This window comes from Mesorhizobium sp. C416B (assembly GCF_030323165.1).
Lineage (GTDB): Bacteria > Pseudomonadota > Alphaproteobacteria > Rhizobiales > Rhizobiaceae > Mesorhizobium.
The window spans coordinates 3,949,752-3,974,577 of sequence record NZ_CP100471.1 but is presented as its reverse complement, the minus strand read 5'-3'; the positions used below and the strand labels follow the sequence as shown (position 1 = coordinate 3,974,577).

General features: G+C 63.1%; 28 protein-coding genes. 15 read left to right on the top strand and 13 right to left on the bottom strand.

The window, feature by feature from the left end:
* The first annotated feature begins 35 nt into the window (after positions 1 to 35).
* Positions 36 to 584, top strand: a complete 549-nt coding sequence (locus tag NLY43_RS19400) for an NADPH-dependent FMN reductase (RefSeq protein ID WP_023683853.1) — start codon at positions 36 to 38, stop codon at positions 582 to 584.
* An 83-nt stretch (positions 585 to 667) separates the two neighbouring features.
* On the opposite strand, the gene NLY43_RS19395 is transcribed toward NLY43_RS19400, so the two are convergent.
* Together NLY43_RS19395 and NLY43_RS19390 are read right to left on the bottom strand one after the other, a co-directional pair.
* Positions 668 to 874, bottom strand: coding sequence for a tautomerase family protein (locus NLY43_RS19395; RefSeq protein WP_023683852.1), 207 nt, complete (start codon positions 872 to 874; stop codon positions 668 to 670).
* Between the two features lie 165 nt (positions 875 to 1,039).
* On the bottom strand, positions 1,040 to 1,960 hold the full coding sequence (locus NLY43_RS19390; RefSeq protein ID WP_023710237.1) for an SMP-30/gluconolactonase/LRE family protein: 921 nt from the start codon (positions 1,958 to 1,960) through the stop codon (positions 1,040 to 1,042).
* 286 nt (positions 1,961 to 2,246) lie between these two features.
* Here NLY43_RS19390 and NLY43_RS19385 point away from each other — a divergent pair, with 286 nt between their 5' ends.
* A complete protein-coding gene (locus tag NLY43_RS19385; RefSeq protein WP_023683851.1) occupies positions 2,247 to 2,414 on the top strand; it encodes a hypothetical protein in 168 nt (55 codons plus the stop codon).
* Positions 2,415 to 2,598: 184 nt separating this feature from the next.
* Here NLY43_RS19385 and NLY43_RS19380 read toward each other — a convergent pair whose 3' ends face one another.
* The 4 genes from NLY43_RS19380 to ccmA all read right to left on the bottom strand — a co-directional run bounded on the left by NLY43_RS19380 (position 2,599) and on the right by ccmA (position 5,006).
* Complete coding sequence (locus NLY43_RS19380) at positions 2,599 to 3,180, bottom strand: DsbE family thiol:disulfide interchange protein (RefSeq protein ID WP_023683850.1); 582 nt, start codon at positions 3,178 to 3,180, stop codon at positions 2,599 to 2,601.
* Positions 3,177 to 3,380 (bottom strand): heme exporter protein CcmD, encoded by a 204-nt coding sequence (gene ccmD, locus NLY43_RS19375; RefSeq protein ID WP_023683849.1) that lies wholly within the window; start codon positions 3,378 to 3,380, stop codon positions 3,177 to 3,179. The genes NLY43_RS19380 and ccmD overlap by 4 nt, the downstream gene beginning before the upstream one ends.
* Positions 3,381 to 3,502: 122 nt before the next feature.
* Positions 3,503 to 4,168 carry a heme exporter protein CcmB gene (ccmB, locus tag NLY43_RS19370; RefSeq protein ID WP_023683848.1) on the bottom strand — a complete coding sequence of 222 codons (666 nt, stop codon included), beginning with the start codon at positions 4,166 to 4,168 and terminating at the stop codon, positions 3,503 to 3,505.
* Positions 4,169 to 4,397: 229 nt separating this feature from the next.
* Positions 4,398 to 5,006: a heme ABC exporter ATP-binding protein CcmA gene (gene ccmA, locus NLY43_RS19365; protein ID WP_023710239.1), complete on the bottom strand. Its 609-nt coding sequence runs from the start codon at positions 5,004 to 5,006 to the stop codon at positions 4,398 to 4,400.
* A 285-nt stretch (positions 5,007 to 5,291) separates the two neighbouring features.
* On the opposite strand from ccmA, the gene acnA reads away from it, so the two are divergent.
* The 3 genes from acnA (at position 5,292) to NLY43_RS19350 (ending at position 10,086) form a co-directional block, all read left to right on the top strand.
* Complete coding sequence (gene acnA, locus NLY43_RS19360; protein ID WP_023710240.1) at positions 5,292 to 7,982, top strand: aconitate hydratase AcnA; 2,691 nt, start codon at positions 5,292 to 5,294, stop codon at positions 7,980 to 7,982.
* 354 nt (positions 7,983 to 8,336) lie between these two features.
* Complete coding sequence (locus tag NLY43_RS19355; RefSeq protein WP_023683845.1) at positions 8,337 to 9,116, top strand: DUF1223 domain-containing protein; 780 nt, start codon at positions 8,337 to 8,339, stop codon at positions 9,114 to 9,116.
* Between the two features lie 583 nt (positions 9,117 to 9,699).
* Complete coding sequence (locus NLY43_RS19350) at positions 9,700 to 10,086, top strand: DUF2794 domain-containing protein (RefSeq protein WP_023683844.1); 387 nt, start codon at positions 9,700 to 9,702, stop codon at positions 10,084 to 10,086.
* Positions 10,087 to 10,202: 116 nt separating this feature from the next.
* Here the strand turns inward: NLY43_RS19350 and NLY43_RS19345 are convergent, their stop codons facing one another.
* The 4 genes from NLY43_RS19345 to NLY43_RS19330 form a co-directional block, all read right to left on the bottom strand.
* Positions 10,203 to 10,784, bottom strand: coding sequence for a GNAT family N-acetyltransferase (locus NLY43_RS19345; RefSeq protein ID WP_023710241.1), 582 nt, complete (start codon positions 10,782 to 10,784; stop codon positions 10,203 to 10,205).
* Positions 10,785 to 10,887: 103 nt separating this feature from the next.
* Positions 10,888 to 11,628, bottom strand: a complete 741-nt coding sequence (locus NLY43_RS19340) for a Bax inhibitor-1/YccA family protein (protein ID WP_023671726.1) — start codon at positions 11,626 to 11,628, stop codon at positions 10,888 to 10,890.
* A gap of 239 nt (positions 11,629 to 11,867) precedes the next feature.
* The gene (locus NLY43_RS19335) at positions 11,868 to 14,417 is read right to left on the bottom strand and encodes an ABC transporter permease (protein ID WP_023710242.1); all 2,550 of its coding nucleotides are present in this window, start codon (positions 14,415 to 14,417) and stop codon (positions 11,868 to 11,870) included.
* On the bottom strand, positions 14,417 to 15,118 hold the full coding sequence (locus NLY43_RS19330; protein WP_023710243.1) for an ABC transporter ATP-binding protein: 702 nt from the start codon (positions 15,116 to 15,118) through the stop codon (positions 14,417 to 14,419). The genes NLY43_RS19335 and NLY43_RS19330 overlap by 1 nt, the downstream gene beginning before the upstream one ends.
* 86 nt (positions 15,119 to 15,204) lie before the next feature.
* Here NLY43_RS19330 and NLY43_RS19325 point away from each other — a divergent pair, with 86 nt between their 5' ends.
* Together NLY43_RS19325 and thpR are read left to right on the top strand one after the other, a co-directional pair.
* Positions 15,205 to 15,849 carry an arylesterase gene (locus NLY43_RS19325; RefSeq protein ID WP_023710244.1) on the top strand — a complete coding sequence of 215 codons (645 nt, stop codon included), beginning with the start codon at positions 15,205 to 15,207 and terminating at the stop codon, positions 15,847 to 15,849.
* A 273-nt stretch (positions 15,850 to 16,122) separates the two neighbouring features.
* On the top strand, positions 16,123 to 16,719 hold the full coding sequence (gene thpR, locus NLY43_RS19320; RefSeq protein WP_023671722.1) for an RNA 2',3'-cyclic phosphodiesterase: 597 nt from the start codon (positions 16,123 to 16,125) through the stop codon (positions 16,717 to 16,719).
* Here the strand turns inward: thpR and NLY43_RS19315 are convergent.
* Entirely contained in the window at positions 16,623 to 17,150 is a 528-nt protein-coding gene (locus NLY43_RS19315) for a low molecular weight protein-tyrosine-phosphatase (RefSeq protein ID WP_023702599.1), read from the bottom strand. The two genes, thpR and NLY43_RS19315, sit on opposite strands and share 97 nt — an antisense overlap.
* Before the next feature lie 104 nt (positions 17,151 to 17,254).
* On the opposite strand from NLY43_RS19315, the gene NLY43_RS19310 reads away from it, so the two are divergent.
* From NLY43_RS19310 to NLY43_RS19290, 5 genes are all read left to right on the top strand, one after another.
* A complete protein-coding gene (locus NLY43_RS19310; protein WP_023671720.1) occupies positions 17,255 to 17,551 on the top strand; it encodes a 4a-hydroxytetrahydrobiopterin dehydratase in 297 nt (98 codons plus the stop codon).
* Between the two features lie 119 nt (positions 17,552 to 17,670).
* Positions 17,671 to 18,033: a YkvA family protein gene (locus NLY43_RS19305; RefSeq protein ID WP_023671719.1), complete on the top strand. Its 363-nt coding sequence runs from the start codon at positions 17,671 to 17,673 to the stop codon at positions 18,031 to 18,033.
* Between the two features lie 314 nt (positions 18,034 to 18,347).
* Complete coding sequence (locus NLY43_RS19300) at positions 18,348 to 18,851, top strand: invasion associated locus B family protein (RefSeq protein ID WP_023671718.1); 504 nt, start codon at positions 18,348 to 18,350, stop codon at positions 18,849 to 18,851.
* A 110-nt stretch (positions 18,852 to 18,961) separates the two neighbouring features.
* The gene (gene rlmN / locus NLY43_RS19295; RefSeq protein WP_023710246.1) at positions 18,962 to 20,194 is read left to right on the top strand and encodes a dual-specificity RNA methyltransferase RlmN; all 1,233 of its coding nucleotides are present in this window, start codon (positions 18,962 to 18,964) and stop codon (positions 20,192 to 20,194) included.
* Positions 20,191 to 20,658, top strand: a complete 468-nt coding sequence (locus tag NLY43_RS19290; protein ID WP_023694539.1) for a hypothetical protein — start codon at positions 20,191 to 20,193, stop codon at positions 20,656 to 20,658. Before rlmN ends, NLY43_RS19290 begins: the two co-directional genes overlap by 4 nt.
* Here the strand turns inward: NLY43_RS19290 and NLY43_RS19285 are convergent.
* Positions 20,630 to 21,271, bottom strand: coding sequence for a LysE family translocator (locus NLY43_RS19285; RefSeq protein WP_023671715.1), 642 nt, complete (start codon positions 21,269 to 21,271; stop codon positions 20,630 to 20,632). The two genes, NLY43_RS19290 and NLY43_RS19285, sit on opposite strands and share 29 nt — an antisense overlap.
* Before the next feature lie 188 nt (positions 21,272 to 21,459).
* Between NLY43_RS19285 and NLY43_RS19280 the strand changes: the two genes are divergently transcribed.
* The 3 genes from NLY43_RS19280 to NLY43_RS19270 all read left to right on the top strand — a co-directional run bounded on the left by NLY43_RS19280 (position 21,460) and on the right by NLY43_RS19270 (position 23,748).
* Positions 21,460 to 22,692: an argininosuccinate synthase gene (locus NLY43_RS19280; protein ID WP_023710247.1), complete on the top strand. Its 1,233-nt coding sequence runs from the start codon at positions 21,460 to 21,462 to the stop codon at positions 22,690 to 22,692.
* Positions 22,693 to 22,831: 139 nt separating this feature from the next.
* Positions 22,832 to 23,254: a hypothetical protein gene (locus NLY43_RS19275; protein ID WP_023710248.1), complete on the top strand. Its 423-nt coding sequence runs from the start codon at positions 22,832 to 22,834 to the stop codon at positions 23,252 to 23,254.
* Between the two features lie 200 nt (positions 23,255 to 23,454).
* Complete coding sequence (locus NLY43_RS19270) at positions 23,455 to 23,748, top strand: hypothetical protein (RefSeq protein ID WP_286458427.1); 294 nt, start codon at positions 23,455 to 23,457, stop codon at positions 23,746 to 23,748.
* A 100-nt stretch (positions 23,749 to 23,848) separates the two neighbouring features.
* On the opposite strand, the gene NLY43_RS19265 is transcribed toward NLY43_RS19270, so the two are convergent.
* Positions 23,849 to 24,646: a lytic murein transglycosylase gene (locus NLY43_RS19265; protein ID WP_023671711.1), complete on the bottom strand. Its 798-nt coding sequence runs from the start codon at positions 24,644 to 24,646 to the stop codon at positions 23,849 to 23,851.
* Between the last annotated feature and the right edge of the window lie 180 nt (positions 24,647 to 24,826).

Below are 24,826 nucleotides of genomic sequence, written 5' to 3'. Positions count from 1 at the left end.
CAGTCCTTTGCCGGTTTCCCTAGCCCTGTTTCCCCGTGATCGAACTCCTCGCCATCTCCGGCAGCCTGCGCGCCGCCTCGACCAATTCGGCGCTGCTGGCGGCGCTGTCCGCGAACGCGCCTTCGGATTGCCGCGTAACTGTCTATGACGGGCTCGGCCTGCTGCCGATCTTCAACCCGGATGACGAAGGCGAGCGCACACCGGCCGAGGCCATGCGGCTGATCGAGGCCGTCACCAGCGCCGATGGCATCATCGTCTCCTGCCCCGAATATGCCCATGGTGTGCCCGGCGGCATGAAAAACGCTCTCGACTGGCTGGTCTCGCGCGACGCCGCAGTCGGCAAGCCCGCCATGCTGGCCCACGCCTCCGCGCGCTCGCTCTATGCCCGCGCCGCGCTGGCCGAGATCATGCGCACCATGTCGTTCGCGCTTTGTGAGAATGCGGTTCTGGAGATTGCCTTGCTCGGCAAGAAACCGCCGGAGATAGAAGCGATCCTGGGAGAGGACGAGAACCTGCGGGCCATGCGCGAAGCGGTGCAGGTTTTCGCGAGTTTTATACGCGCAAACGTTGCCTCGTCATCCTAGGGCGGAGCAAGGAGCGAAGCGACGCGGCGCAGACCCTAGGATGACGAACGAAAGGGTGCGGCGCACCCCAACGTGCCGCAGTGCTACCCCTTCCGCAACGTCTCGACATCGGTCACACCGACATACCAGTCGCGCGCGTTGACCTCTTCGAACACCACCCAGACGTCGTCATTGCTAAGCCCGGTGGCGTCCATGATGGCCGCCGTGACCTTTTTGGCAATGTCGGCCTTCTTGCCAGCGGGATCAGCGGCGATCACTTCCTTGACGATGCGGATGTTGACGAATGGCATGATGTCCTCCCCTTGAATTGTGTCTGATACCGCCGCCGCTGGGCGGCTTCGAAATCCGCTCCGGCGAACCGCTTGGCGGTGGTTCCGGCGGCCGCAGCGCAACAGGCGCCGCCGGCAGGCGCAGAAACGCCATCAAGGGCCGCCAGAGAAGCGTTTGCAGCAGCCTCAATACGTCTTCGCCCCGTTCACCATCAGCCGCACCATGTAGAGCGACGTGGTGCCGGCGATGTAGAGGCAGTTCAGCTTGTTGCCGCCGAACACGCAATTGGCGGTCACTTCCGGCACCTTGACCTTGCCGATCAGCGTGCCGTCGGGATCGTAGCAATGGATGCCGTCGGCGGCACTGGTCCAGATGCGGCCGGCCTCGTCGAGCCGGAAGCCGTCGAACAGGCCGGCCGTGCAGTCGGCGAACACCTTGCCGCCCGAGACCTTCTTGCCGTGCTTGCCGACGTTGAAGACCCGCATATGCGCGGGGTTCTGCGCGCCATGCGTGCGGCCGGTGTCGACGACATAGAGCTGGCTTTCATCCAGTGAAAAGGCAAGCCCGTTCGGCCGGACCATGTCGGTGATGACGGCCTCGACCTCGCCCGTATCCGGATCGACCCGGTAGACATTGCAAGCGCCGATCTCGCTTTCGGCCTTGTCGCCCTCATAGTCGGTGTCGATGCCGTAGCTCGGATCGGTGAACCAGATCGAGCCGTCGGATTTCACGACCGCGTCATTGGGCGAATTCAGCCGCTTGCCTTTCCATTCGGCCGCGATGGTGGTGACGGAACCGTCATGCTCGGTGCGGCTGACGCGGCGGCCGGAATGCTCGCACGTCACCAGTCGGCCCTGGCGGTCGACGGTGTTGCCGTTGGAATTGCCGGAGGGCTGACGGAAGACGTTCACATTGCCGTCGGTCTCGTCATAGCGCAGCATGCGGTTGTTGGGGATGTCGGACCAGACGACATAGCGGCCGGCGGCGAACCAGGCCGGCCCTTCCGCCCACTGACATCCGGTAAACAGCTTTTCCACCTGGGCGTTGCCGTTGAACAGCCGCGCGAAACGCGGATCCAGAATTTCGTAATAGTCTGCGGTCGCCATGCATTTCCTCCGGGCATCACGTGACGCGCGGATCAAGCCAGCCTGCGGGCGCGATGGCAAGGTGGCGCAGGCGCAATTTGTAAGACAAAAGGTGCCCGGCCGGCATGGCCCGCCAGCCTGTCCGGCCGTTTATGGTGCTGTAGCGCTGTATTAACCCGCTATGCGCCCTGTGCAATGGTGCATTGCAACATCTTCTTTTTGCATCGCACCATTCCTATGTCATGGTGCGAACGACCAAGGGAGGAACAAATTCACCGCTGATATGCGGCACGAAAGGACCCTTGCTATGGCTTTTGACAACCTCTTCTCCCGCGCGCGCTCCTCGATGGCCAAGCGCCGCCACTACAACCGCCTCGTCGCGGAAATCGAAAACCTGACGAGCCGCGATCTGGCCGACCTGCGCGCCGACCGCTCGGAAATGCTCTACCAGATCCACAGGCAGATCTACGGCTGAGCATTTCAGACGTCAGCGGGGCACCGCCCCCTCACCCGGATTGCCAAACCGAATTGCATGAGCAATTCGGGCAATTCGACCTCTCCCCCCGGGAGAGGAGCTAGCCTGTGCCGATGCTTCCCTCTTCTCCCCACGGGGAGAAGGTGGCCGCGTAGCGGCTCGATGAGGGGGCATGGCGCCAACGTCAGCCCGGTGCCGCGAGCGCCTTTTCAATCTGCGGCAACAGAACATCCCTCGCCGACTCCCCTGTCAGCGGCCCGACATGCTTGTAGGCAATCTTGCCGTCCTTGCCGATGACGAAGGTTTCCGGCACGCCGTAGACGCCCCAGTCGATGGCCGTGCGGCCGGCCTCGTCGACACCTATCGCCTGGAACGGATTGCCGAGATCACCAAGGAACCGGCGCGCGTTTTGCGCTTGGTCCTTGTAGTTTAGCGCGGCCATGACGAAGCGCTTGTCCTGCGACAGCTGCAAGAGCACCGGATGCTCTTCCCGGCACGGCGCGCACCACGATGCAAAGACGTTGACCAGCGTTACCTTGCCGGCGAAGGCTTTCGAATCCAGCCCGGGCAGGTTTGACCCTTCCAGCGCCGGCAGGTTGGTCTGCGGCGCCGGCAGGCCGATCAGCGCCGACGGCACTGCCGCCTCATCGCGTCCCGACAAAAGCTGCGACAGGAACAATCCGGCGAGGCCGAGAAAAACCAGCAGCGGCAACAGCACGACCAGGCGGCGGCGCGGCGACGCCGGCGTTTCGCTTTCCGTGCTCATGGCTTGCTGGCCCCAGTGCTGGCCCCAGTGCTGGCCCCAGTACCGGCTTTGTCCGAGCGACGCCGCACGCCGGCCGCTTCGAGGTCTGCCAGTTCGCGCTTGCGGGTCCGCTGGTCGAGCAGGATCCAGCCGATCAGCCCGGCCAGCACGATCACCGTGATGCCATAGGCGGCCGCGACATAGAGTGCGTGTGCACTCATGCGCTTCGCTCCCCTTCCACCGTCACTTCGTCGTGCTCGATCATGGCCTTCCCATAGCTTTGCGGCTTTCTTAGCTTTGCGGCTGGGGCTTCGCAATTGATCGTCGCGCCGCAGCGGTCATATCAATCCGTTCCATGCCGCAGCGCCAGTGCTGCCGCCACCGGACCCAGCACGGCAAGAAACAGCGTCAGCGCGGCAAGAATGAGGAAGGGCTGCAGGAACGGATCAGGATCGGCCACCGCGCCGTAGCTCGCCGACACCCCGAAGATCAGCACCGGGATCGTCAGCGGCAGCACCAGCACCGAGATCAGCAGCCCGCCACGCGGCAGCGCCACCGCCACCGCCGCCCCGACCGCGCCGATGAAAGTGATCGCCGGCGTGCCGGCCAGCAGCGTGAGCGCGGTGGCGCCGATGCTGAGCGGCTCCATGTTCATGAACAGGCTCAGCAGAGGTGCCGCAACAACCAGCGGCAGAACGCTGCCCGCCCAATGCGCCAGGCACTTCACCAGCACCGTCAACGCCAGCATGTGGCGGTCATTGCCCAGCACCAGAAGATCGAGCGACCCGTCTTCGCGATCGGCCTGAAACAGCCGGTCGAGGCCGAGCAGGCAGGCGAGCAGAGCGCCGATCCAAAGGATCGCCGGACCGATGCGGGCGAGCAGCTTCAGGTCCGGTCCGACACCGAAGGGGATGGTGGCGATGACGGCGAGGAAGAAGATGACGCCGGTGAGCGCTCCGCCGCCGGCGCGGATTGAGAGACGGACGTCGCGCAGGAAGAGGGCTAGCATTGCCAAGCCGCGCCTGCGGTTTGATCGCCATCTTGCCGAAGGTGGCGTTCCTTCACACCCCCCTCTGTCCTCCCGGACATCTCCCCCGCAAGGGGGGAGATTGGCAGCTCCACTGCTGACGCCTCTTTTTCAATGCCGGTGATTGGCGAAAGCCGGCATGACATCTGATCTCCCCCCCTGCGGGGGAGATGCCCGGCAGGGCAGAGGGGGGTGGGCGGGAATGCCGGCATCACCCTGTTGCTCCCATCCTCAATGCCTGTGCTCCATCCAATCCCAGTGGCAAATGCGTCGCCGCGACAATAATCCCACCTTCTGCGCAATGCCTCGTCATCAGCCCCGCAAACCGCGCCTCCGAGGCCTTGTCCAGCCCAGCCGTCGGCTCATCCAGCAGCCACAGCGGCTTATGACTGACCAGCAATTTCGCAATCGCCGCCCGCCGCCTTTGCCCGGTCGACAAATATCCGAAAGGCAGATGGCCGATGCCGCCGAGACCAACCGTCTCCAGCGCCTCCCCCACACCCGACTGCCCATCGCCGTTGAAATCGCGCCAGAAGCGCAGATTCTCCGCCACGCTGAGCGCCGTCTTCATTGCATTGAGGTGGCCGAGATAGTGGACCGCCGAAGCGATCGTCGGAAACGTCTCGCCGCCGCCCTCGATGCGCACGTCGCCTTGCGCCTTCGGCAGCAGCCCGGCGATGACCCTGAGCAGCGTCGATTTGCCCGAACCGTTCGGCCCGGTGACGACCAGCACCTGGCCCTTGTCGAGCGCAAAACCGATGCCGAAAAAGACCGTCTCGCCGCCGCGTTCGCCGCCCAGATTTTCGGCAATCAGCCGCATGCCTGCCCGTCCCGAAAACTTTACCGCGCGATAGCTGCCGCATCGCACAAATTTGCTCCGCAACTGTCTAGAACTATTCCAGAAAATTCTCTATATGCGGGACATCCGTGCCAGCGGTCGGCACGGGAACAGAATTTGCGCCGAACCAGCGCACGCGCCGCCTTGAACGGCTCGGGTTGGCTGGGAACGGACAGCGGAAATGGCCGTACCCGCACCTTTGCGCGTGATTGCATGCCCATCGGCGTCCGTTCCCTTTCAGGCTGAACAGACAAGGACGGACCGCACGTGTCAAAATCCCTCGACAGTTTCAATTGCCGCCGCACCCTCACCGTGGGTGGCGCGGACTATGTCTATTACAATCTGGTCGAGGCCGAGAGGAACGGCCTCACCGGCATTGCCCAGCTGCCTTATTCGATGAAGGTGCTGCTGGAAAACCTTTTGCGCAATGAAGACGGCCGCTCCGTCACCAAGGACTCTATCCAGGCTGTGGCCGGCTGGCTGACCGACAAGGGCACCGCCGGCGTCGAGATCGCCTATCGCCCCGCGCGTGTCCTGATGCAGGATTTCACCGGCGTCCCGGCGGTGGTCGACCTGGCCGCCATGCGCGACGGCCTCAAGGCGCTCGGCGGGGATCCGCAGAAGATCAATCCGCTGGTGCCGGTTGACCTCGTCATCGACCACTCCGTCATCGTCGACGAATTCGGCACGCCACTGGCCTTTGCCAGGAATGTCGAGCTCGAATATGAGCGCAACGAAGAGCGCTATAAATTCCTGAAATGGGGCCAGCAGGCGTTCCGCAATTTTCGCGTCGTGCCGCCCGGCACCGGCATCTGCCATCAGGTCAACCTCGAATATCTCGGTCAGGTCGTCTGGACCAACACGGAAGACGGCGAAACCACCGCTTATCCCGACACCTGCGTCGGCACCGATTCGCACACCACCATGATCAACGGCCTTGGCGTGCTCGGCTGGGGCGTCGGCGGCATCGAGGCCGAGGCGGCGATGCTCGGCCAGCCGGTTTCCATGCTGTTGCCCGAAGTCATCGGCTTCCGCCTCACCGGCAAACTCAGGGAAGGCATCACCGCCACTGACCTGGTGCTGACCGTCACCCAGATGCTGCGCAAGAAGGGCGTCGTCGGCAAGTTCGTCGAGTTCTTCGGCCCGGGCCTGTCCAACATGACGCTGGCCGACCGCGCCACCATCGGCAACATGGCGCCCGAATATGGCGCCACTTGCGGCTTCTTCCCGGTCGATGGCGAGACCATCCGCTACCTCACAATGTCGGGCCGCGAGGAAAGCCGCATCGCCCTGGTCGAATCCTATTCCAAGGCGCAAGGCATGTGGCGTGACGCCGGCTCGGCCGACCCTGTCTTCACCGACCTGCTCGAACTCGAGCTCGACAGCGTCGTGCCGTCGATGGCAGGTCCCAAGCGTCCCGAAGGCCGCGTTCCGCTCGAAGGCATTCCGGCCGGCTTCGCCAAGGCAATGGAGACCGAGTACAAGAAGGCTGCCGAAATCCACAAGCGCTATGCCGTCGAAGGCACCGACCATGATCTCGGCCATGGCGATGTCGTCATTGCCGCCATCACGTCCTGCACCAACACCTCGAATCCGAGTGTGCTGATCGGCGCCGGCCTCTTGGCGCGCAACGCCAACCGGCTCGGCCTCAAGCAGAAGCCGTGGGTGAAGACCTCGCTGGCGCCGGGCAGCCAGGTGGTCGCCGAATATCTGGAAAAGTCCGGCCTGCAGAAGGAGCTCGACCAGATCGGCTTCAACCTGGTTGGTTTCGGCTGCACCACCTGCATCGGCAATTCGGGCCCGTTGCCAGCGCCGATCTCCAAGACCATCAACGATAAGGGCCTGATCGCCGCCGCGGTGCTCTCCGGCAACCGCAATTTCGAAGGCCGCGTTTCGCCTGACGTGCAGGCGAACTATCTGGCGTCGCCGCCGCTGGTGGTAGCCCATGCTTTGGCCGGCACCGTCACCAAGGACCTGACCACCGAGCCACTCGGCGAAGGCCGCGACGGCAAGCCGGTCTATCTCAGGGATATCTGGCCGAGTTCGGCCGAGATCCAGGAGTTCATCGAGAAGAACGTCACACGTGAGCTGTTCGCCCGCAAATATGCCGACGTCTTCAAGGGCGACGAATACTGGCAGAACGTCAAGGCGCCGGAAGGCCAGACCTATGCCTGGGACGACAACTCGACCTATGTGCAGAACCCGCCCTATTTCGCCGGCATGACCTCCGGTTTCGGCAAGATCGGCGACATCAAGGGCGCGCGCGTGCTCGGCCTGTTCGGCGACAAGATCACCACCGATCACATCTCACCGGCGGGTTCGATCAAGGCCGCTTCCCCGGCCGGCAAATACCTCACCGACCATGGCGTCGGCGTTGCCGACTTCAACCAGTACGGCACAAGGCGCGGCAACCATGAGGTGATGATGCGCGGCACCTTCGCCAACATCCGCATCCGCAACCACATGCTGGGCGAGAACGGCCGCGAGGGCGGCTACACCATCCACTACCCGTCGAAGGAAGAGGAATCGATCTACGACGCGGCGATGAGGTACAAAAAGGAAGGCGTGCCGCTGGTCATCTTCGCCGGCGTCGAATACGGCAACGGCTCCTCCCGCGACTGGGCAGCTAAAGGAACGAATCTCCTCGGTGTCCGTGCCGTCATCGCCCAGTCCTTCGAGCGCATCCATCGCTCCAACCTGGTCGGCATGGGCGTCATCCCCTTCGTCTTCGAGGAAGGCACCTCATGGGCCTCGCTCAACCTCAAGGGTGACGAGCTGGTCGAGATCGACGGCATAAGCACCATCAAGCCACGCCAGACGATGATCGCCAAGGTGACCTATGGCGACGGCACCGTGAAGAACGTGCCGATCATCTGCCGCATCGATACGCTGGACGAACTCGACTACTTCAAGAATGGCGGCATTTTGCAATACGTGCTGCGCGATCTGGCCGCGTAGCGGCCAGGGCTTAGGCAGTAGGGATTGGGCGGTAGCGGGGAACGACATCCCCTACTCCCTACTCCCTACTCCCTACTCCCTACTCCCTACTCCCAAGCATTGCCCGACCCGATCGAAGCCCCGCCCTGTCCGACAGGAGTAAAAACCGGCTGGGCTCAGCAAGATCTGCCCCACGCTCCTGATGCCATGCTCCCGATCGAACCGGGCGGTGAAGTGCTCCCCCTGTGATGGCCATACCCATGGTTGCGGCAGCAAAAATTTCACCGCAACGTGACTTCCCGTTGACTGTCGCTTCTGCCACAAATCTGGGCAACCAGAACAAGGCCGGCGTCACCGGCGGGAATCGGAACGATCATGGCACCTCGACACCCTCTGCGGCTTGCGGCTTTTGCGCTGGCCTTCTCGGCGCTTGCCGGGACCGGGTTCGCCGAGGAATCGGGAACGACCCAGACCGACAAACCGCAGATTGACAGGCCCTTGGGCGTGGTCGAGCTGTTCACCAGCCAGGGCTGCAATTCCTGCCCGCCGGCGGACGCGTTCTTTGCCGAGCTGGCGGCCAAGGACAACGTCGTCGCGCTCGCCTACCACGTCAATTACTGGGACTATCTCGGCTGGCAGGACACGCTGAGCAGCAAGGACAATACCGACCGGCAATATGACTATATGCGCGCCTTCGGCACCCGCTCCGTCTACACGCCGCAAGCCGTCATCAATGGTCGCAGCCATGTCAACGGCGCCAGCCGCAAGGAGGTCGACGGCGCGCTTGCCCGCATGGAGAAATCCGGTGAAGGCATGCGGGTCAGCGTCAAGGTCAGCCGCACCAGCGATCGCGTCATGATCGATGCCGGCGACGCCGGTAGCGGCCCCAGCGACGCCCATGTCGTCATCGTCTATTTCGAACCACCGCAGACGGTGACCATCGCCAAGGGCGAGAACACCGGCCGCAGCATGACCTACTGGAACGCCGTCACCGGCATCCAGACCGCCGGCATGTGGCACGGCAAGGCGCAGCGCTACGAATTGCCGATGACGGAGATCGCCAAGAAAGGCGGCTGCGCCGTACTGCTGCAGTCGGTCGGCAAGGACGGCCTGCCGGGCCCTATTCTGGGCGCTGCGTTTATTCACAAGCCTTAAGAGGCCCCCTCATCCGGCCGCTCTCGGCCACCTTCTCCCCGAGGGGAGAAGGGGCTGAATCAGCGCTGGCGCGAACTCCTCTCCGCTCGGGGGAGGTCGGATTGGCCCGAATTGCTGTTGCAATTCGGCTGGCAATCCGGGTGAGGGGATGCGCCCGCAAACTGGGCACCGCAGCCTCCGGCAAATTCTTCAAGCAGCCAAAAACAAAAAAACCGACGTCAGCTTGCTTCTGACGTCGGTCATTTAGGTTTTGGGATCGTCGCACCCGGTCTCTCCCTGAGGAAAGTCCGAGGTTGGTTCGATCCGACGCAGACCCGTGGGCGGGGGGCTTGGGGTTTACGAGCCGGTGCCGGACCGAACCGTCTCAGGCAACGCCGGTAAATTCGTCGGACATTGGGGCATGAGCGCGGATAAAAAAAGGCGGAAATGTGGCGAGGCATCACCAATTCAAACACCGCGTTTTATAAAAGTGACTGGACGTTGCGAAAACAGCGCAGTCCCGGGATGGTTAGCCGGGCCTTGCAATTCCACGGCGAACACGCCAACTTCTGCAAGCGAGATTCATTTTCAAAAGGATCGCGGGATGACCGATCGCAGCGGTGGGACGGAGGATGGGGACGCATCCGCAATATTGATCCCGCTGCACGAGGCGCGACGCGAACGCCTCGACCAGCCGGTCCGTTTCGACCGGCGTGAACTCGACGAGATCCTGAGGCTGTACGGACGCATGGTCGCGGCCAACGAATGGCGCGACTATGCCATCGATCATCTGTCTGATCGGGCTGTGTTTTCAGTCTTCCGCCGGGCCAGCGAAGTGCCGCTGTTCCAGATCGTCAAGGATCCGAAACTGGCGCGCCGGCAAGGCGCCTTCGCCGTCATCGCCGCCGGCGGCCGAATCCTCAAGCGCGGCCAGGAACTCGGTCGCGTGCTCAACGTCTTCGATGCTAAGCTGAAGATTGTCCAGGCCTAATTGAGAATTGGGGAATTGAAGAACTGAAGAATTGAAAAAAGAGGATGTAACGGTCGAAATACCGCCGGGTTTGTTCTCAGCTATTCAAATCCTCAATTCTTCAGTTCTTCAACTCCTCAATTCCCCCTCCTCAGGCTCTCACGAAACTTCCGCTCCGGCAGCGAATGCGGATCGGGCGGAACCGTTACGCCGCCATTCAGCGACAGCTGCATGAACACCGTCTCAAGCCAGCGCCCATGCTTGTAGCCGGAGCCTTCCAGGCCACCGGAATGGCGAAAGCCGAGCTTTTCATGCAGCCGCACCGAGGCGCTGTCTGCATGGCCGTCGCCGATCACCGCGACGATCTGGCGAAAGCCCGCCATACGGCAGGCTTCAATCAGCGCCTGCATCAGCAGCAGCCCGACGCCCTGGCCCTTCGCATCAGGCGCGACATAGACGGAATCCTCTACGATGAAGCGGTAGGCCGGGCGCGGCCGGAACGCGCCGGCATAGGCGTAGCCGAGCAGCGCGCCACCTCGTTCCGCCACCAGATAGGGAAAGCCCCCCACCGTCAGGCTGTCGAAGCGCGTACCCATCTCAGTGCGGCTGGGCGGCTCCAGCTCATAGCTCGCGGTGCCATGCGTCACGGCGTCAGCGTAGATCTCGGTGATTCGGCCGAGGTCGCCTTCCAAGGCCGCGCGGATGGAAATAGTGCTCATAATTTCTGCCTCCATGACAGCAAAGGCCGGCACAAAAGAAAAGGGCGGCCGTTGGGCCGCCCTCTTGATATCAGCTGGTCCAGTTGCCTGATGGGAAGACCGCCTAGCGGCGATCGCCCATGAACTGCAGCAGGAACATGAACAGGTTGATGAAGTCGAGATATAGCCTCAACGCGCCCATGATCGCCTTGCGGCCGGCAACGTCGGCCTGATCGCCTTCGTAGTACATTTCCTTGATGGTCTGCGTGTCGTAGGCGGTGAGGCCGGCGAAGATCAGCACGCCGATCGCCGAGATGGCGAAGCCGAGCGCCGACGACTGCAGGAAGATGTTGATCAGCATGGCGATCACCAGGCCGACCACGCCCATGACCAGGAACGAGCCGAAGGCCGAAAGGTCGCGCTTGGTCGTGTAGCCGTAGAGCGACAGCGCGCCGAAGGCGGCCGCCGTGGCAAAGAAGGTCTGGGTGATCGAGGCGCCGGTGTAGACCAGGAAGATGGTCGACAGCGACAGGCCGACCAGGCCCGAATAGACCCAGAAGGTGGTTTGCGCCGCGGCCACGCTCATCGACTGGATCCTGAACGACAGGAAGAAGACGGCGGCGAGCGGAGCCAGGATGACCACCCAGCGGAAGGCGCTGGCATAGATCAGCGTGCCGAAAGCGGTCAGCTGTCCGTCGCCGGTGACGGCGAGCTGGAAAGCGCCCCAGGCGGCGACGCCGGTGATGAGGAGGCCAAGCCCCATCAAATTGTAGACCTTGAGCATGTAAGTGCGCAGGCCTTGGTCGATGTCGGCGCGCGCGCCCGGCACGGCCGAAGTCTGGTAGTTGCGAATGGGCTCAGCCATTGGAATCCTCTGTTGCTTCTGCCCCGTACGGTGTCAGGCCCTTTCGGACCTGGGCGCCGCTGGCGGGGCTCCAGCATGCCTGTGGCGAAATATGATGGTTCTTGACGTCAAGAACAAGACCGTAACAGGCTGCAACGCTTGGTGAATCGCAGGAAGCCGGTTTTCTTGGGCTTCCATGACTGCACATTACCAAGATTTAATCGGAAACCGCAGATTCGGCCAACCTTGCCGCTTGGGGCCTAGAGGTCGCGCAGCACCGGCGCCGCCTTGTGCCCGAGCACCCGCCAGGTGCCGGCAAGGCCGATGCCGACCGTGATCACCAGCGCAAACACCAAGGTCGCCACTGCCACCTCCGGCATGAAATGCGACGGCAGTGTCATGATGCGGGCAACGATGTACCAGGCGGCGATGCCGCCGGCAGCCAACGCAAACACCGCGGTGGCCAGGCCGATCAGCATGTATTCCAGCGAAAACGCCGCGATCAGCGTGCGCCTCGTGGCGCCCAGCGTCTTCAGCACCACGGCATCGTGGATGCGGGCGCGATTTCCCGCGGCGAGCGCGCCGGCCAGCACCAGCACCGAAGCGATCAGCGCCACGCCGGCCGCGGCCCGGATCGCCGTGCCGAGCTGGCCGACCAGCCGGTTGACGACGTCGAGCGCGTCCTTGACCCGAACTGTCGTCACCGCCGGGAAGGCGCGGGTGACGGCGTTGAGCAGGCGGGCATCCTCTGCTGCCGTGGCATCCTTTTCGGTCAGCGTCGCCAGCCAGCCATGCGGGGCGCCGGCAAAGGTGCTGGGCGAGAACACCATGACGAAATTGATGCCCATCGTCTCCCATTGCACCTCTCGGAAATTGGCGATCCTGGCCGTCACATTGCGTCCGAGCACATTGACGGTGACGGTATCGCCGAGCTTCAGGCCGAGCGCCTTGCCTTCATCGTTGGAGAACGAGACCAGCGGTTCGCCGCTGTAGTTCTCCGGCCACCAGCTGCCCTCGGTCAATGTCGCATTGGCCGGCTGTTTGGCGTCGTAGGTCAGGCCGCGATCGCCGCGCAGCACCCAGGCGCCTTCCGATGGCACATTGGCCTTGTCGACACTAACGCCGTTCAGCGCCATCACCCGGCCGCGCAGCATCGGCACCTTGACCAGCGTTCCCTTCGGCGCCTCTTTGCCGATCAGTGTCGAGAAGGCATCGACCTCGCTATTCTGGATGTCGACGAAGAAGAAATTCGGCGCCCGTTCCGGCAGACTGCCGGAGATCTGCTGCCTGAGATTGCCGTCGATCAGCGCCAGCGTCACCAAAAGCGTCAGCCCGAGGCCCAGCGACAGCACGACGGACGGCGTCAGCGCGCCGGGCCGGTGGATGTTGCCGATGGCGAGCCTGAGCGCGACCGAGCGCACACGCGGGCTTTTGCGCGCCACCCACTGCACCAGCGCACCGACCAGGCGCAACACCAGAAAGGCAAAGATCGTCGCGCCGACGAAGATCGTGGCGATGCGCCGGTCGCCGGAAAACAGGATGGCGAGCGCCGCCAAAGCGAGCGCGATACCGACTGCCGCCGTGAGATAGGGCAGGCGCGGAAAACCGCGGCCCTCGAACCCCATTTCGCGAAACAAAGCGGTCGCCGGCACATCGCGGGCGCGGCCGAGCGGCAACAGCGCGAAAGCCAGCGTCACCAGCAGCCCGAACAGCGCCGCCATAGCCAGCGCGTCCGGATAGAGACCGCCTTGCGCCGGCACCGGAATGACCGACTGAAGCGCCGCACTCGCCGCAAACGGCATGGCGGCGCCGAGGATGAGGCCAAGCGCGATGCCGAGGCCGGCGATCATCAGGATTTGCACGAGATAGACGGTGAAGACGAAGCCGCCCGAGGCGCCAAGGCTCTTGAAGGTGGCGATGACGCCGCGCTTGCCGTCGAGATATGCGCGCACCGCATTGGCAACGCCGACGCCGCCGACCACCAGCGCCGTCAGCCCGACCAGCGTCAGGAATTGCGAGAAGCGCTCGATGTTGGCCGACAGCGCCGGCGCCGCATTGGAACGCGTGCGGATCGACCAGCCGGCTTCAGGGAAATCGCTCGCCGCCCGATCCTGGATGGTCTTGAGATCGGCCTCGCTGGCGCCGGCCGGCAGCCGAACCTTGTAGGCATTCTCGACCAGGCTGCCCGGCTGGATCAGGCCGGACGCGGCAAGCCCCGCGGTCGAGACCATCAGCCGTGGCGCGAAGCCGAAACCGTCCGACACCGCATCCGGTTCGCTCACCAGCCTGGCCCGCAATTCGAATGTCGCGCTGCCGACCTTCAGCCGGTCACCGATCTTCACATTCAGCCGGTCGAACAACAGGTCGGGCGCGGCGGCGCCAAAGACGCCTGATTTCTCGTCGAACAAATCCTTTCTGCCAAGCTGCGGCGCGGTATCGAGCGCGCCATAGAGCGGATAGGCGTCGTCGACGGCCTTGGCCTCAACCAACGCTTGGTCGGAGCCGTCATCCAGCCGCGCCATCGAGCGCATATTGGCGCTGTGCGACACAGTGCCGAGGCGGTCGAGGAAGGTGCTTTCGGCTGGCGTCGCATCGCGCTGGTTGAGCTGGAAGCGCAAGTCGCCGCCAAGCAGCGTCTGGCCCTGGTCTGCAACGCCTGCGGTGATCGCCTGCGCCACCGAATTGACCCCGCCGATTGCAGCGACGCCGAGCGCAATGCAGGCAAGGAAGATCAGGAAACCCGACAACCCGCCGCGCATCTCGCGCAGCGAGAAGCGGAACGCGAGCTTCAGCGTCTGCGACAGTGGCATCAGGCCGGCACCTTGACCTGCGCTACCGGCGCATCCTCGATGCGGCCCGAGCGCATCGACACCTGGCGCGAGCAGCGCGCCGCAAGGGCCGGATCGTGCGTGACCAGCACCAAGGTCATGCCGCGCTCGGCCGCCTTGGCGAACAAAAGGTCGGCAACCTGCCGCCCCGTCGCCTGGTCGAGATTGCCGGTCGGCTCGTCGGCGATGAGAATGCGCGGCGACGGCGCCAGCGCGCGGGCGATCGCCACGCGCTGCTGTTCGCCGCCGGACAGCTCGCCCGGATAGTGGGTGACGCGGTCGCTCAAGCCCACCGCTGCCAGCTCGCGCGCCGCGACACCGAACGGATCGGCATGGCCGGCCAGTTCCAGCGGCACCGCGACATTTTCGAGCGCCGTCATGTTGGGAATGAGATGGAACGACTGGAAGACGATGCCGATGTTTCGGCCCCGAAACGATGCAATCTCGTCCTCGCTTTTGCCGTTCAGCAATTCGCCGGCAATGCGCACCGTGCCCGAATCGACCCGCTCCAGCCCGGCCAGCACCATCAGCAAGGTCGACTTGCCGGAACCCGAAGGGCCGACAACGCCGGTCGCCTCGCCGCGCGTCACGTCAAGGCTGACGCCTTTCAGCACATGCACAGACGAAGCCCCTTGGCCCAGGGTCAGGGATATGTCTTTAAGCGCGATGACGGCTTCTGTCACAATTAAAGCGTCCTATATCAGGATGAAGGCTCTGCTTGCCGGAAGCCGTCGCCGGAAGAATTCCTCGGGTATATGGGGGCTGCCACATGTCTTTCAAACGCTTGAATGCCGCAGGGCTCGTCCTTTTCGTCACCCTTTGCGGCGCCATTTCGTCGGTTCGCGCCGAGACGTTCACCATCGTCGGCTTCGGCGACAGCCTGATGGCCGGTTTCGGCCTCGGGCCTGGCGATGGCTTTACCGACAAATTGCAAGCTGCGCTGCGGGCCAAAGGCCATGACGTCACCGTCGCCAACGCCGGCGTTTCAGGCGACACCTCGAGCGGCGGCTTGGCGCGGCTTGACTGGTCGGTGCCGGATGGGACAAGGCTGGTTATCCTCGAACTCGGCGCCAACGACATGCTGCGCGGCGTCTCGCCCAGCATTACGGAAAAGAACCTGGACGACATGCTGGCGAAGCTGAAAGCGCGCAAGATCGCGGTGCTTTTGGCCGGCATGCGCGCCGCTCCCAATCTCGGCGCCGACTACCAGAACGCCTTCGATGCGATCTACCCAAAGCTGGCCGCGAAATACGATGTGCCGCTCTATCCGTTTTTTCTCGATGGCGTCGCCGGGCAGTCCGGCCTGCAGTTGGAGGATGGCCTGCATCCCAATCCGAAGGGCATCGCAGCGATGGTCGAGCGCATCCTGCCCGCCGTGGAGAAGGCTGTTGCGGCAGTTCAGGGTGGCGGTTGAACGCCGGCCTGACGAGAATAACGCGGCGTTCGCCTCGCGCGAACTTTGAAACAAAAGACCGGGCTGCCGATGACCCGAGTCATCCATGCTGCGCTCGAAGAGCATATGCAGCATCTGGGTAATGCAAGCGCCGAGGCGGCACGGCAATAGTGCTTATTCATCGCTTGGAGGCGCCTGTTCGTAAAAATGCCTGCAACCAACAAACCACTTGCCCCGTTTGACTATCGATGATTCGCTAGGGGCACAGTTCGATTCGAGGAAGGGAGGCTCACCATGCCGCGTCTTTTCACCGCCCTCGAAATACCCCGTGACGCCGCTCTTTCGCTGTCCCTGCTCAGGGGCGGCCTGCCCGGAGCCCGCTGGATCGATGTCGAAAACTACCATCTGACGCTGCGCTTCATCGGCGACGTCGAAGGCCATATCGCCGACGAAATCGCCAACGCGCTCGACCGGGTGCACCGCCCATCCTTCTCGCTCACCCTGTCCGGAGTTGGCGCTTTCGGCCAGAAGAAGCCGCACGCCGTCTGGGCCGGCGTCTTCGCCTCGCCCGACCTTTCGGCGCTGCAGAGCGAAATCGACCGCATCTGCCAGCGGCTCGGCCTGCCCGCCGACCCGCGCAAGTTCACCCCGCATGTTACGCTGGCACGCTTGCGCAATTCGAGCCCGCTCGACGTCGCCCAGTACCTGTCGGCGCGCGGCAATTTTGCGACGCTACCGTTTCGCGTCGGCCGCTTCGTGCTGATGTCGTCGCGCGATTCGGTCGGCGGCGGTCCCTACATTGTCGAGGAGGCGTGGCCGCTCTCCGGCGTCGACGCCCGCGCCACCAATCTCGTCGCCAGCGCCTCCGACGCTTCGCGGATCATGCGGTAGACCGAAGCGAACGCTTCGGCCCCGTCATAATAGGGATCCGGCACGTCGCGGGTTTTGCCCTGCGCAAACTCTGCCAAGAGATGAATACGTTCCCGCGCACCGGCCGGCGCCAACGCCTTGAGGTCGCGGACATTTTGCCGATCCATGCCGAGGATCAGGTCGAAGCGCGAAAAATCCTCCGGCCTGACCTTGCGTGCCCGCTGCCCTGATATGTCGAGGCCGTGGCGGGCCGCAATCGCGATCGAGCGCGGGTCGGGCGCTTCGCCGAGGTTCCAGCCGCCGGTCGCCGCAGAGTCCAGCACGATGTCGTCCAGCACCATGTCGCGGCCGCGTTCCGCCAGCACGGCGCGGAACACGCCTTCGGCCAGGGGTGAGCGGCAGATGTTGCCGAGGCAGACGAAGAGTATGGAATTTATCGGCTTTACGCTCATTCGATATGCGCCGTTCGTGCATTTGGAAGCCCAAAACGCAAAGGACTTTTGGGCGACTTGCATTATGGTGAGGGTCGATATCTGGGATAGCACGGGAAATCATCATGACGAGAGAGAAACTCAGCAAGGACGCCATCGCCGCCGCACTGGCCGAACTGGCCGGCTGGTCGCAGGCAGCCGATGGCGCCTCCATCAAGCGCAGCTTCGACTTCAAGAATTTTTCCGAAGCCTTCGCCTTCATGACCCGCGTCGCGCTGGCCGCCGAGAAGATGGACCATCATCCCGACTGGTCGAACGTCTACAAGACTGTCGACGTGACGCTCAACACCCATGATGCCGGTGGTGTCACTGCGCTCGACATCGCGCTGGCCAAGAAGATGAATGGGTATGCTGGCGGCTGAACGCTGGGGCGGCAACGCCAAATCGGCGCCATCCTCTTGCAGTGGACCGGGACTTTCACCACATTTTCCGTGGCGGCCGCGCGCAACGCGTAGCGCGACGGCCGGCAAGGAGAGGATTGATGGCGCAGCAGCCCGGTTTTGATTTCTTCGGCTTCGGCAGCAAGCTCGGCGACGAAAGTGAAGTGCGCGCCAAATTCTGGCGCACGGCCAAGAAGGCCGCCCGGCAGATTCCGTTCATGGAAGAGGTCGTCGCCGGCTATTATTGCGCGCTCGACAGGAAGACGCCTTTGCGTGCCAAGGGCATATTGCTGGCAGCGCTTGGCTATTTCGTGCTGCCGGTCGACGTCATACCCGATTTCGTCTTCGGCCTCGGCTTCACCGACGACATCGCCGTGCTGACCGCCGCGATCTCCACGGTAAGCGCCCATATCACCCCTGCGCACCGCAAGGCCGCCAAGGAGGCGATCGCCGACAAGAGCTGAATCGGCGTCGCGTTGGCAACTTGGTTCAGAAGAAATCCTCCGCTCAAACAGGACGATAGCGGCTGGGCTTCGGGTTCCGCTGCGGCCGTTGGAAAAGTCAAACTCTTGCCGCTTTCGTGGCCTCCAAGTCGCCGCAGGGACATTGCGAAAGCCGTTTTTTCAAGAAGCGGCGCGGAAATGGCGGTGGTTTCCATGGGTGAATGTCCTTTTCCGAGGGAAATTCACCGTTTGGTAACCCAGATTAAATCAAAATGAAGCGACGGGCAGGACGCCAAGCCGGCCTGCCCCGCACCATTTGGAATACGGGAAAAGCGATGCGCGGATTGATTGCACTAGTCTCGAGCCTGGTCCTGGTGGCTTTTGCCGCGCCGGCGCTGGCGCAGCAGGCGACCAAGATCGGCCAGCACAATGCCTGGGGCACCTACAGCTACCAGGCGCAGGGCGGCAAGGTCTGCTATGTGCTCACCGTGCCGACCGACAAGCAGCCGCCGACGCTCGATCACGGCGACATGTTCTTCTTCGTCAGCCAGCGGCCGGGCCAGCAAGTGTCCTACGAGCCGCAATTCATCGCCGGCTACACATTCCAGGAAGGCTCCAAGGCCACCGTCACCATCGACAAGAAGACGTTCTCGATGTTCACCCGCGGCAAGTCGGCCTGGGTCGAGAACGCCGCCGAAGAGCCGGTGCTGATCGCCGCCATGAAGACCGGCACCGACATGAAGGTCTCGGCGAAGTCTGGCCGCGGCAATCCGACGACCTATGTGTTTTCGCTGAAAGGCATCTCGGCCGCGCTGACGTCGATCGCCAAGTGCAAGTAGGCTAGCGCGGTTCCCGCCGCATGACTCTCGCCGCAACCTGTGCTATGCGCCGCGCTTCTTTTCGGCACGATGGATGAAATCGGCCGCAATTCGCTTATATTGGCGCTGATATGACCCTTTCCTTCGATCTCACCACTGAGGGCGCACGCGACGCGTTGCGCGCTCGCGCCACGCCCGAGAAGCCGTCGCTGATCGGCCTGACCCGGGCCGAGCTCGGTGAAGCCCTTGTCAGTGCCGGCATCGTGCCCGAGCGCCAGGCGAAAATGCGCGCCCAGCAGCTCTGGCACTGGATGTATGTGCGCGGCGTCTCCGATTTTGCCGGCATGTTCAACATCTCCAAGGATCTGCGCGCCGAACTCGACAAGCATTTTACCGTCGCCCGGCCCGAAATCGTCGAGGAGCAGATTTCCTCCGACGGCACGCGCAAGTGGCTGTTCCGCTTTCCGCCGCGCGGTGCCGGCCGTCCCGTCGAGATCGAGACCGTCTACATCCCCGAAGAAGGCCGCGGCACGCTCTGCATCTCCTCGCAGGTCGGCTGCACGCTGACCTGTTCGTTCTGCCACACCGGCACGCAGAAGCTGGTGCGCAATTTGACGGCGGAAGAGATCCTGGCGCAATTGCTCACCGCCCGCGACCGGCTCGGCGATTTCCCCGACCGCGACACACCCGACGGCGCCATCGTCCCTGCCGAGGGCAGAAAAGTCTCCAACGTCGTCATGATGGGCATGGGCGAGCCGCTCTACAATTTCGAGGCGGTGAAGAAGGCGCTGCTGATTGCCTCCGACGGCGACGGACTGTCGCTGTCGAAGCGCCGCATTACGCTCTCGACCTCCGGCGTGGTGCCCGAGATCTTCCGCACCGGCGAGGAGATAGGGGTCATGCTGGCGATCTCGCTGCACGCCACCAATGACGATCTGCGCGACCTGCTTGTGCCGATCAACAAGAAGTATCCGCTGAAGGAACTGATCGAGGCCTGCCGCGCCTATCCCGGCCTGTCCAACGCCAAGCGCATCACCTTCGAATATGTGATGCTGAAGGACGTCAACGATTCCATCGAGGACGCCAAGGGGCTGATCAAGCTGCTCAAAGGCATTCCGGCCAAGATCAATCTGATCCCGTTCAACCCGTGGCCGGGCACCAACTATCAGTGCTCGGACTGGGAGACGATCGAGAAGTTTGCCGACTACATCAACAATGCCGGCTATGCCTCGCCGATCCGCACGCCGCGCGGCCGCGACATCCTGGCCGCCTGCGGGCAGCTCAAATCCGACTCCGAACGCATGCGCAAGGTCGACCGCCTGGCGCTGGAAGCCATGATGATTGCGGGGCATGGCGAGGCGTGAGCCGCCTCTTCGCCTATATCCTCCGTTTCGCTGTCATCCTGTTCGGCTATGTCGTCGCCTCATTGGCGGCGAGCGCCTTTCTCAACGTGCTGTTCCTGGCTTCCGTCGGTTATATGCCGGACGATGCGCACCCAGCGGCGGCCGCGGCGCTGTATTTTTCGATCCCGTTCGTGGCGCTGTTTGTCGCCTATTTCGCTTTCATACCGGCGGTGGTCGCAATCCTGATCTCCGAGGTCCTCAGCCGCCGCGACTGGCTGTTCTATGCACTCGCGGGCGGCTTGGTGGCCGCGGCCTTCCTCGGCTTCGTCCACCAGAACGTGGATTTCGACGTCACCGAACCGCGCGCCATCGCCGCGGTGATCGGCTGCGGCATGGTCGGCGGCATCTTCTACTGGCTAAGCGCCGGCCGCTGGGCCGGAAGCTGGTGGCAGGCCGCTACTTCGCCTGAGCGGTCAGGATCTTGAGCGCGAAGGCCGAAAACACACCGGCAAAGAGATAGTCGACGACCCGCGTTACGCGCGGGCTGGCCTTCATCGCCGCCGAAAACCTTTCCGCGGCAAACACCATCGGCGCCGTCACAGGGATCGACAGCACGATGAACATGAGGCCGAGGGAGAACAGTTTTCCCGGCGCGTTCGGATCGTGAGCCGAGACGAACTGCGGCAGAAACGTCATGAAGAACAGGATGATCTTCGGGTTGAGCAAATTGACGCCGAGTCCGGCGGCCCAGCTGCGGAACAGCGAAATCTGCGGGCCATTCTTCTTCTGCGGTGAAAACGCCGAGCCCTTGGTCATCGCCTGCCAGGCCAGGAACACCAGATAGACGGCGCCGAAGATTTTCAGCACCAGGAAGGCCATTGGCGAGGCGACGATCAGCGCCGAGATGCCGACCGCCACCAAAGTTGTGTGGATCAGCGTTCCGAACAGAGCACCCGCCAGCGAGGCAAAGCCGGCGGCGCGGCCCTGGCTCAGTGTGCGCGAGACGAACAGCGTCATATCCGGCCCCGGCGTGATCGCCAGGATCATGGTGGCGATGGCGAACTGGATCAGTGTTGTGGTGTCGGGAATGAAGGACATCGGTGGCCCCTAGCGAATGATCGTCGGTCTATAACGCAGCCTCCCCGCTCACGCCAGCAACTGACTGGCGTCGCATCTGGTCCAGCGGCTGCGGCGGCCGGCGCCCGTTCATCCCTTGCGCTGGCCGGAAATGCCGTGATACCTCGCCCGCGAAACTCACGCGCGGAACCGCCAAAATGTCCCCAGCAATGCCCAAGACAAAAGACGTCAAGAAGGTCGTGCTCGCCTATTCCGGCGGTCTCGACACCTCCATCATCCTGAAATGGCTGCAGACCGAGCTCGGCGCCGAAGTCGTCACCTTCACCGCCGATCTCGGCCAGGGTGGCGAGCTGGAGCCGGCGCGCCAGAAGGCTGAGATGATGGGCATCAAGGATATCCGCGTCGTCGATGTGCGCGAGGAATTCGTCTCGGATTTCGTCTTCCCGATGTTTCGCGCCAACGCCGTCTATGAAGGCACCTACCTGCTCGGCACCTCGATCGCCCGCCCGTTGATTTCCAAGCACCTGGTCGAGATCGCCCAGGAGGTCGGCGCCGATGCCATTGCGCACGGCGCCACCGGCAAGGGCAACGACCAGGTGCGTTTCGAGCTGTCGGCCTATGCGCTGAATCCCGACATCAAGGTCATCGCGCCGTGGCGCGACTGGTCGTTCAAGTCGCGCACCGACCTGATCAACTTCGCCGAGCAGCACCAGATCCCGGTGGCCAAGGACAAGCGGGGGGAGGCGCCGTTCTCGGTCGACGCCAACCTTCTGCACTCCTCTTCCGAGGGCAAGGTGCTGGAAGACCCGTGGAGCGAGCCGCCGGAATTCGTCCATCAGCGCACCGTCTCGCCGATGGAGGCGCCGGACAAGGTCACCGAGATCGAGATCGAATTTTTGAAGGGCGATCCGATTGCACTGAACGGCAAGAAGCTGTCGCCGGCCGCCATGCTGACGGCGCTTAACGATCTTGGCCGCGACAATGGCATCGGCCGGCTCGATCTGGTCGAGAACCGCTTCGTCGGCATGAAATCGCGCGGCGTCTACGAGACCCCCGGCGGCACCATCCTGATCGTCGCCCACCGCGCCATCGAATCGATCACGCTCGACCGCGGCGCCGGCCACCTCAAGGACGAGTTCATGCCGCGCTACGCCGAGCTGATCTACAACGGCTTCTGGTTCTCGCCCGAGCGGCTGATGCTCCAGGCGATGATCGACAAGAGCCAGGAAGACGTCGAAGGCACGGTGCGCCTGAAACTCTACAAGGGCAATGTCATGGTCACCGGCCGCAAATCCAAGAAGACGCTCTATTCCGACGCGCTGGTCACCTTCGAGGATGACCGCGGCGCCTACGACCAGAAGGACGCCGCCGGCTTCATCCGCCTCAATGCGCTGCGGCTGAGGACGCTGGCGGCAAGGAGCCGCAAGGGTGAACCAAACTAGTGTTCCAGGAAAACCCGGCGGTCACGCAGGGTTTTTATTTGATACCTCTAATATAAGAGGCCAAGCTGGCTGACATGGTTTCCGTTTGACCTTTTAAAAGCCTCATCTAAATTCCTTCGCGGGACGAGGGATTCCGATCGTGAAAAACGCCATTTTTCTCATGCTTGCGGCGGCCATCGTCTTTACCGGATGCCAGTCCTCGCAGGCGGCCGCAAAACGCGAGCAGGACGGGTGCATCTCCGCCGTCCATCTATGGAGCATCACGTTCAAGCACGAAATCGCCTCTTTCATGGGCGTCTCGCAGGAGCGCATGCCGGCCCTGTTCTGCCAGCGCATCACCGAAGGAGTACGCAGCGGGCGGATCAGCTACTCCGATTTGAACAGAGTGCAGCTAGACCTGCCGACCGAGATATGGCTGGTCATCAAGGGCAAGTCAAAGGCGGCTGCCAGGGCCGCGCCGGTGCTGCGCAACTCCAAATTCCGGAGCTGCAAAGGTACTGAAGGCGCCTTCGAGGTTCCTATTTCCCAGAAGTGCCCGTTGAGCGGCTACGCACATTATTGAGAGCCCAGGCGCTCAGCCGGCATTTGCGCCAACGATCGAGCAATTCGAGAAAGAGCATGCCCGACTTTGTCCGTAACTGCGTAAAAACAAAGAAATAGAGCGGCGGCAAAGAACTCAGTGCTTTTCCTGCTTGATCTTTTCGGGCCCTTATCTAGCCTCCTCACAATCGATGGGGGCAGCTGACAATGAAGCCGTGGTTTGTGGCCCTGCCTGCAATGGTCGTCATGCTGGCCGGTTGCCAGACTGGGCAGGAGCAAGTGAGACAGGATCCCGAGGCGGCATTCGATCGCTGCGTCAGCAAGGTGGCCATATCGAATATATCGGCCAAACACGAGATCGCCGCTTTCATGGGCGTTTCCCTGGAGCGCATGCCGCCACTGCTGTGCCGCCGCCTTGTCGATGCCATGAAGACCGGCCGGCTGACCTTCTCCGACATAAACCGCCTCCAGTTCGACCAGTCCACGGACATCTGGAAGGTCATAAAAGGCGGGTAGCCGCTCGGCTGCTGAACGGTTTGAACGCCAAAAGCTCCAGTCCTTGCAGAAAAGCCCGGCGCATGGCCGGGCTTTCCGTTCTTCGATCTGGATATTTCTATCAGCCGCCGTCGATCGCGTCGGCGATCTGGGCGATGGCCTGCTGGTAGACGCTGGCGGAATTCCAGCCGGCGATGGCCCCCATATTCGCACTCGCGCTCGCACCCGCCCGCCAGCCATGAGCCTTGAGAAAGTTGGCCGTCGAAGCCAAGGCCGTCGCCTTGTCGCGCAGATTTCCGTTGCCGACGCCATACTTCAGGACATTGCCGGGCAGGAACTGCGTATGGCCGATCTCGCCATGCGCAGCGCCGACCGACGAGGCGCTCAGCGCGCCGCGATCGACCAGCTTCAGCGCCGCAATGGCATGCGGGTAAAAGAAGCCCGGGCGACGGCAATCATAGGCAAGCGTCAGAATGGCGGAGACCGTGTTCTGGTTGCCCAGGGAGGCTCCGAAGCCGGTTTCCATGCCCCAGATGGCCAGCAACACGCCCGGCGACACGCCGTAATTGCTCTCGATCCTGTCGAACATCGCCGCATTCGACTTCTTCAGCGCACGGCCCCTGGAAATGATCGCAGCTCCGCCACGGCGCTTCATGAAGGCGTCCACCGAACCGCTGAAAGCCTTGTGGATGGCGCGGTCGACGGAGATTGTCTTTGTCGCGTAGCTGGCACCGGCCAGAGCAGCCAGACCCTTCCCGCCGACACCTTCGGACCTGGCCTGCGCGGCAAAGTCCTGCTTCCACGCTTCGAAGCCCGCGCCGGTCTTGCCGCAGCTGGCCGCCGCCTGCGCGCCCGTCGCCAGCGCAAGTACCGCGACCACCGCGGCAGCAATAATCTTTCCCTTGGCAAGCAATGCCATGCTTTTTCTCCTGATTGCCTGAATCACGTCCCGGTTGCGAACTTGCCAGCGAAACGCGCCATTGTCACCGTACCCCCGGCGCTACCCTGGCCAATGCAGCGGAATTTGCTTACGATCAAGTGCTTATTGTGGCCGAAACGCCCGGGCGCCGGGCAGGCGAATTCGCTGCTCGGGTAAAAA

What these genes read in the sequence shown, in the direction of transcription:
- NLY43_RS19395 (WP_023683852.1), bottom strand. Translation starts at nt 874, where the DNA reads ATGCCATTCGTCAACATCCGCATCGTCAAGGAAGTGATCGCCGCTGAT.
- NLY43_RS19390 (WP_023710237.1), bottom strand. Translation starts at nt 1,960, where the DNA reads ATGGCGACCGCAGACTATTACGAAATTCTGGATCCGCGTTTCGCGCGG.
- NLY43_RS19385 (WP_023683851.1), top strand. Translation starts at nt 2,247, where the DNA reads ATGGCTTTTGACAACCTCTTCTCCCGCGCGCGCTCCTCGATGGCCAAG.
- NLY43_RS19380 (WP_023683850.1), bottom strand. Translation starts at nt 3,180, where the DNA reads ATGAGCACGGAAAGCGAAACGCCGGCGTCGCCGCGCCGCCGCCTGGTC.
- ccmD (WP_023683849.1), bottom strand. Translation starts at nt 3,380, where the DNA reads ATGAGTGCACACGCACTCTATGTCGCGGCCGCCTATGGCATCACGGTG.
- ccmB (WP_023683848.1), bottom strand. Translation starts at nt 4,168, where the DNA reads ATGCTAGCCCTCTTCCTGCGCGACGTCCGTCTCTCAATCCGCGCCGGC.
- ccmA (WP_023710239.1), bottom strand. Translation starts at nt 5,006, where the DNA reads ATGCGGCTGATTGCCGAAAATCTGGGCGGCGAACGCGGCGGCGAGACG.
- NLY43_RS19355 (WP_023683845.1), top strand. Translation starts at nt 8,337, where the DNA reads ATGGCACCTCGACACCCTCTGCGGCTTGCGGCTTTTGCGCTGGCCTTC.
- NLY43_RS19350 (WP_023683844.1), top strand. Translation starts at nt 9,700, where the DNA reads ATGACCGATCGCAGCGGTGGGACGGAGGATGGGGACGCATCCGCAATA.
- NLY43_RS19345 (WP_023710241.1), bottom strand. Translation starts at nt 10,784, where the DNA reads ATGAGCACTATTTCCATCCGCGCGGCCTTGGAAGGCGACCTCGGCCGA.
- NLY43_RS19340 (WP_023671726.1), bottom strand. Translation starts at nt 11,628, where the DNA reads ATGGCTGAGCCCATTCGCAACTACCAGACTTCGGCCGTGCCGGGCGCG.
- NLY43_RS19335 (WP_023710242.1), bottom strand. Translation starts at nt 14,417, where the DNA reads ATGCCACTGTCGCAGACGCTGAAGCTCGCGTTCCGCTTCTCGCTGCGC.
- NLY43_RS19325 (WP_023710244.1), top strand. Translation starts at nt 15,205, where the DNA reads ATGTCTTTCAAACGCTTGAATGCCGCAGGGCTCGTCCTTTTCGTCACC.
- thpR (WP_023671722.1), top strand. Translation starts at nt 16,123, where the DNA reads ATGCCGCGTCTTTTCACCGCCCTCGAAATACCCCGTGACGCCGCTCTT.
- NLY43_RS19315 (WP_023702599.1), bottom strand. Translation starts at nt 17,150, where the DNA reads ATGAGCGTAAAGCCGATAAATTCCATACTCTTCGTCTGCCTCGGCAAC.
- NLY43_RS19310 (WP_023671720.1), top strand. Translation starts at nt 17,255, where the DNA reads ATGACGAGAGAGAAACTCAGCAAGGACGCCATCGCCGCCGCACTGGCC.
- NLY43_RS19305 (WP_023671719.1), top strand. Translation starts at nt 17,671, where the DNA reads ATGGCGCAGCAGCCCGGTTTTGATTTCTTCGGCTTCGGCAGCAAGCTC.
- NLY43_RS19300 (WP_023671718.1), top strand. Translation starts at nt 18,348, where the DNA reads ATGCGCGGATTGATTGCACTAGTCTCGAGCCTGGTCCTGGTGGCTTTT.
- rlmN (WP_023710246.1), top strand. Translation starts at nt 18,962, where the DNA reads ATGACCCTTTCCTTCGATCTCACCACTGAGGGCGCACGCGACGCGTTG.
- NLY43_RS19285 (WP_023671715.1), bottom strand. Translation starts at nt 21,271, where the DNA reads ATGTCCTTCATTCCCGACACCACAACACTGATCCAGTTCGCCATCGCC.
- NLY43_RS19280 (WP_023710247.1), top strand. Translation starts at nt 21,460, where the DNA reads ATGCCCAAGACAAAAGACGTCAAGAAGGTCGTGCTCGCCTATTCCGGC.
- NLY43_RS19265 (WP_023671711.1), bottom strand. Translation starts at nt 24,646, where the DNA reads ATGGCATTGCTTGCCAAGGGAAAGATTATTGCTGCCGCGGTGGTCGCG.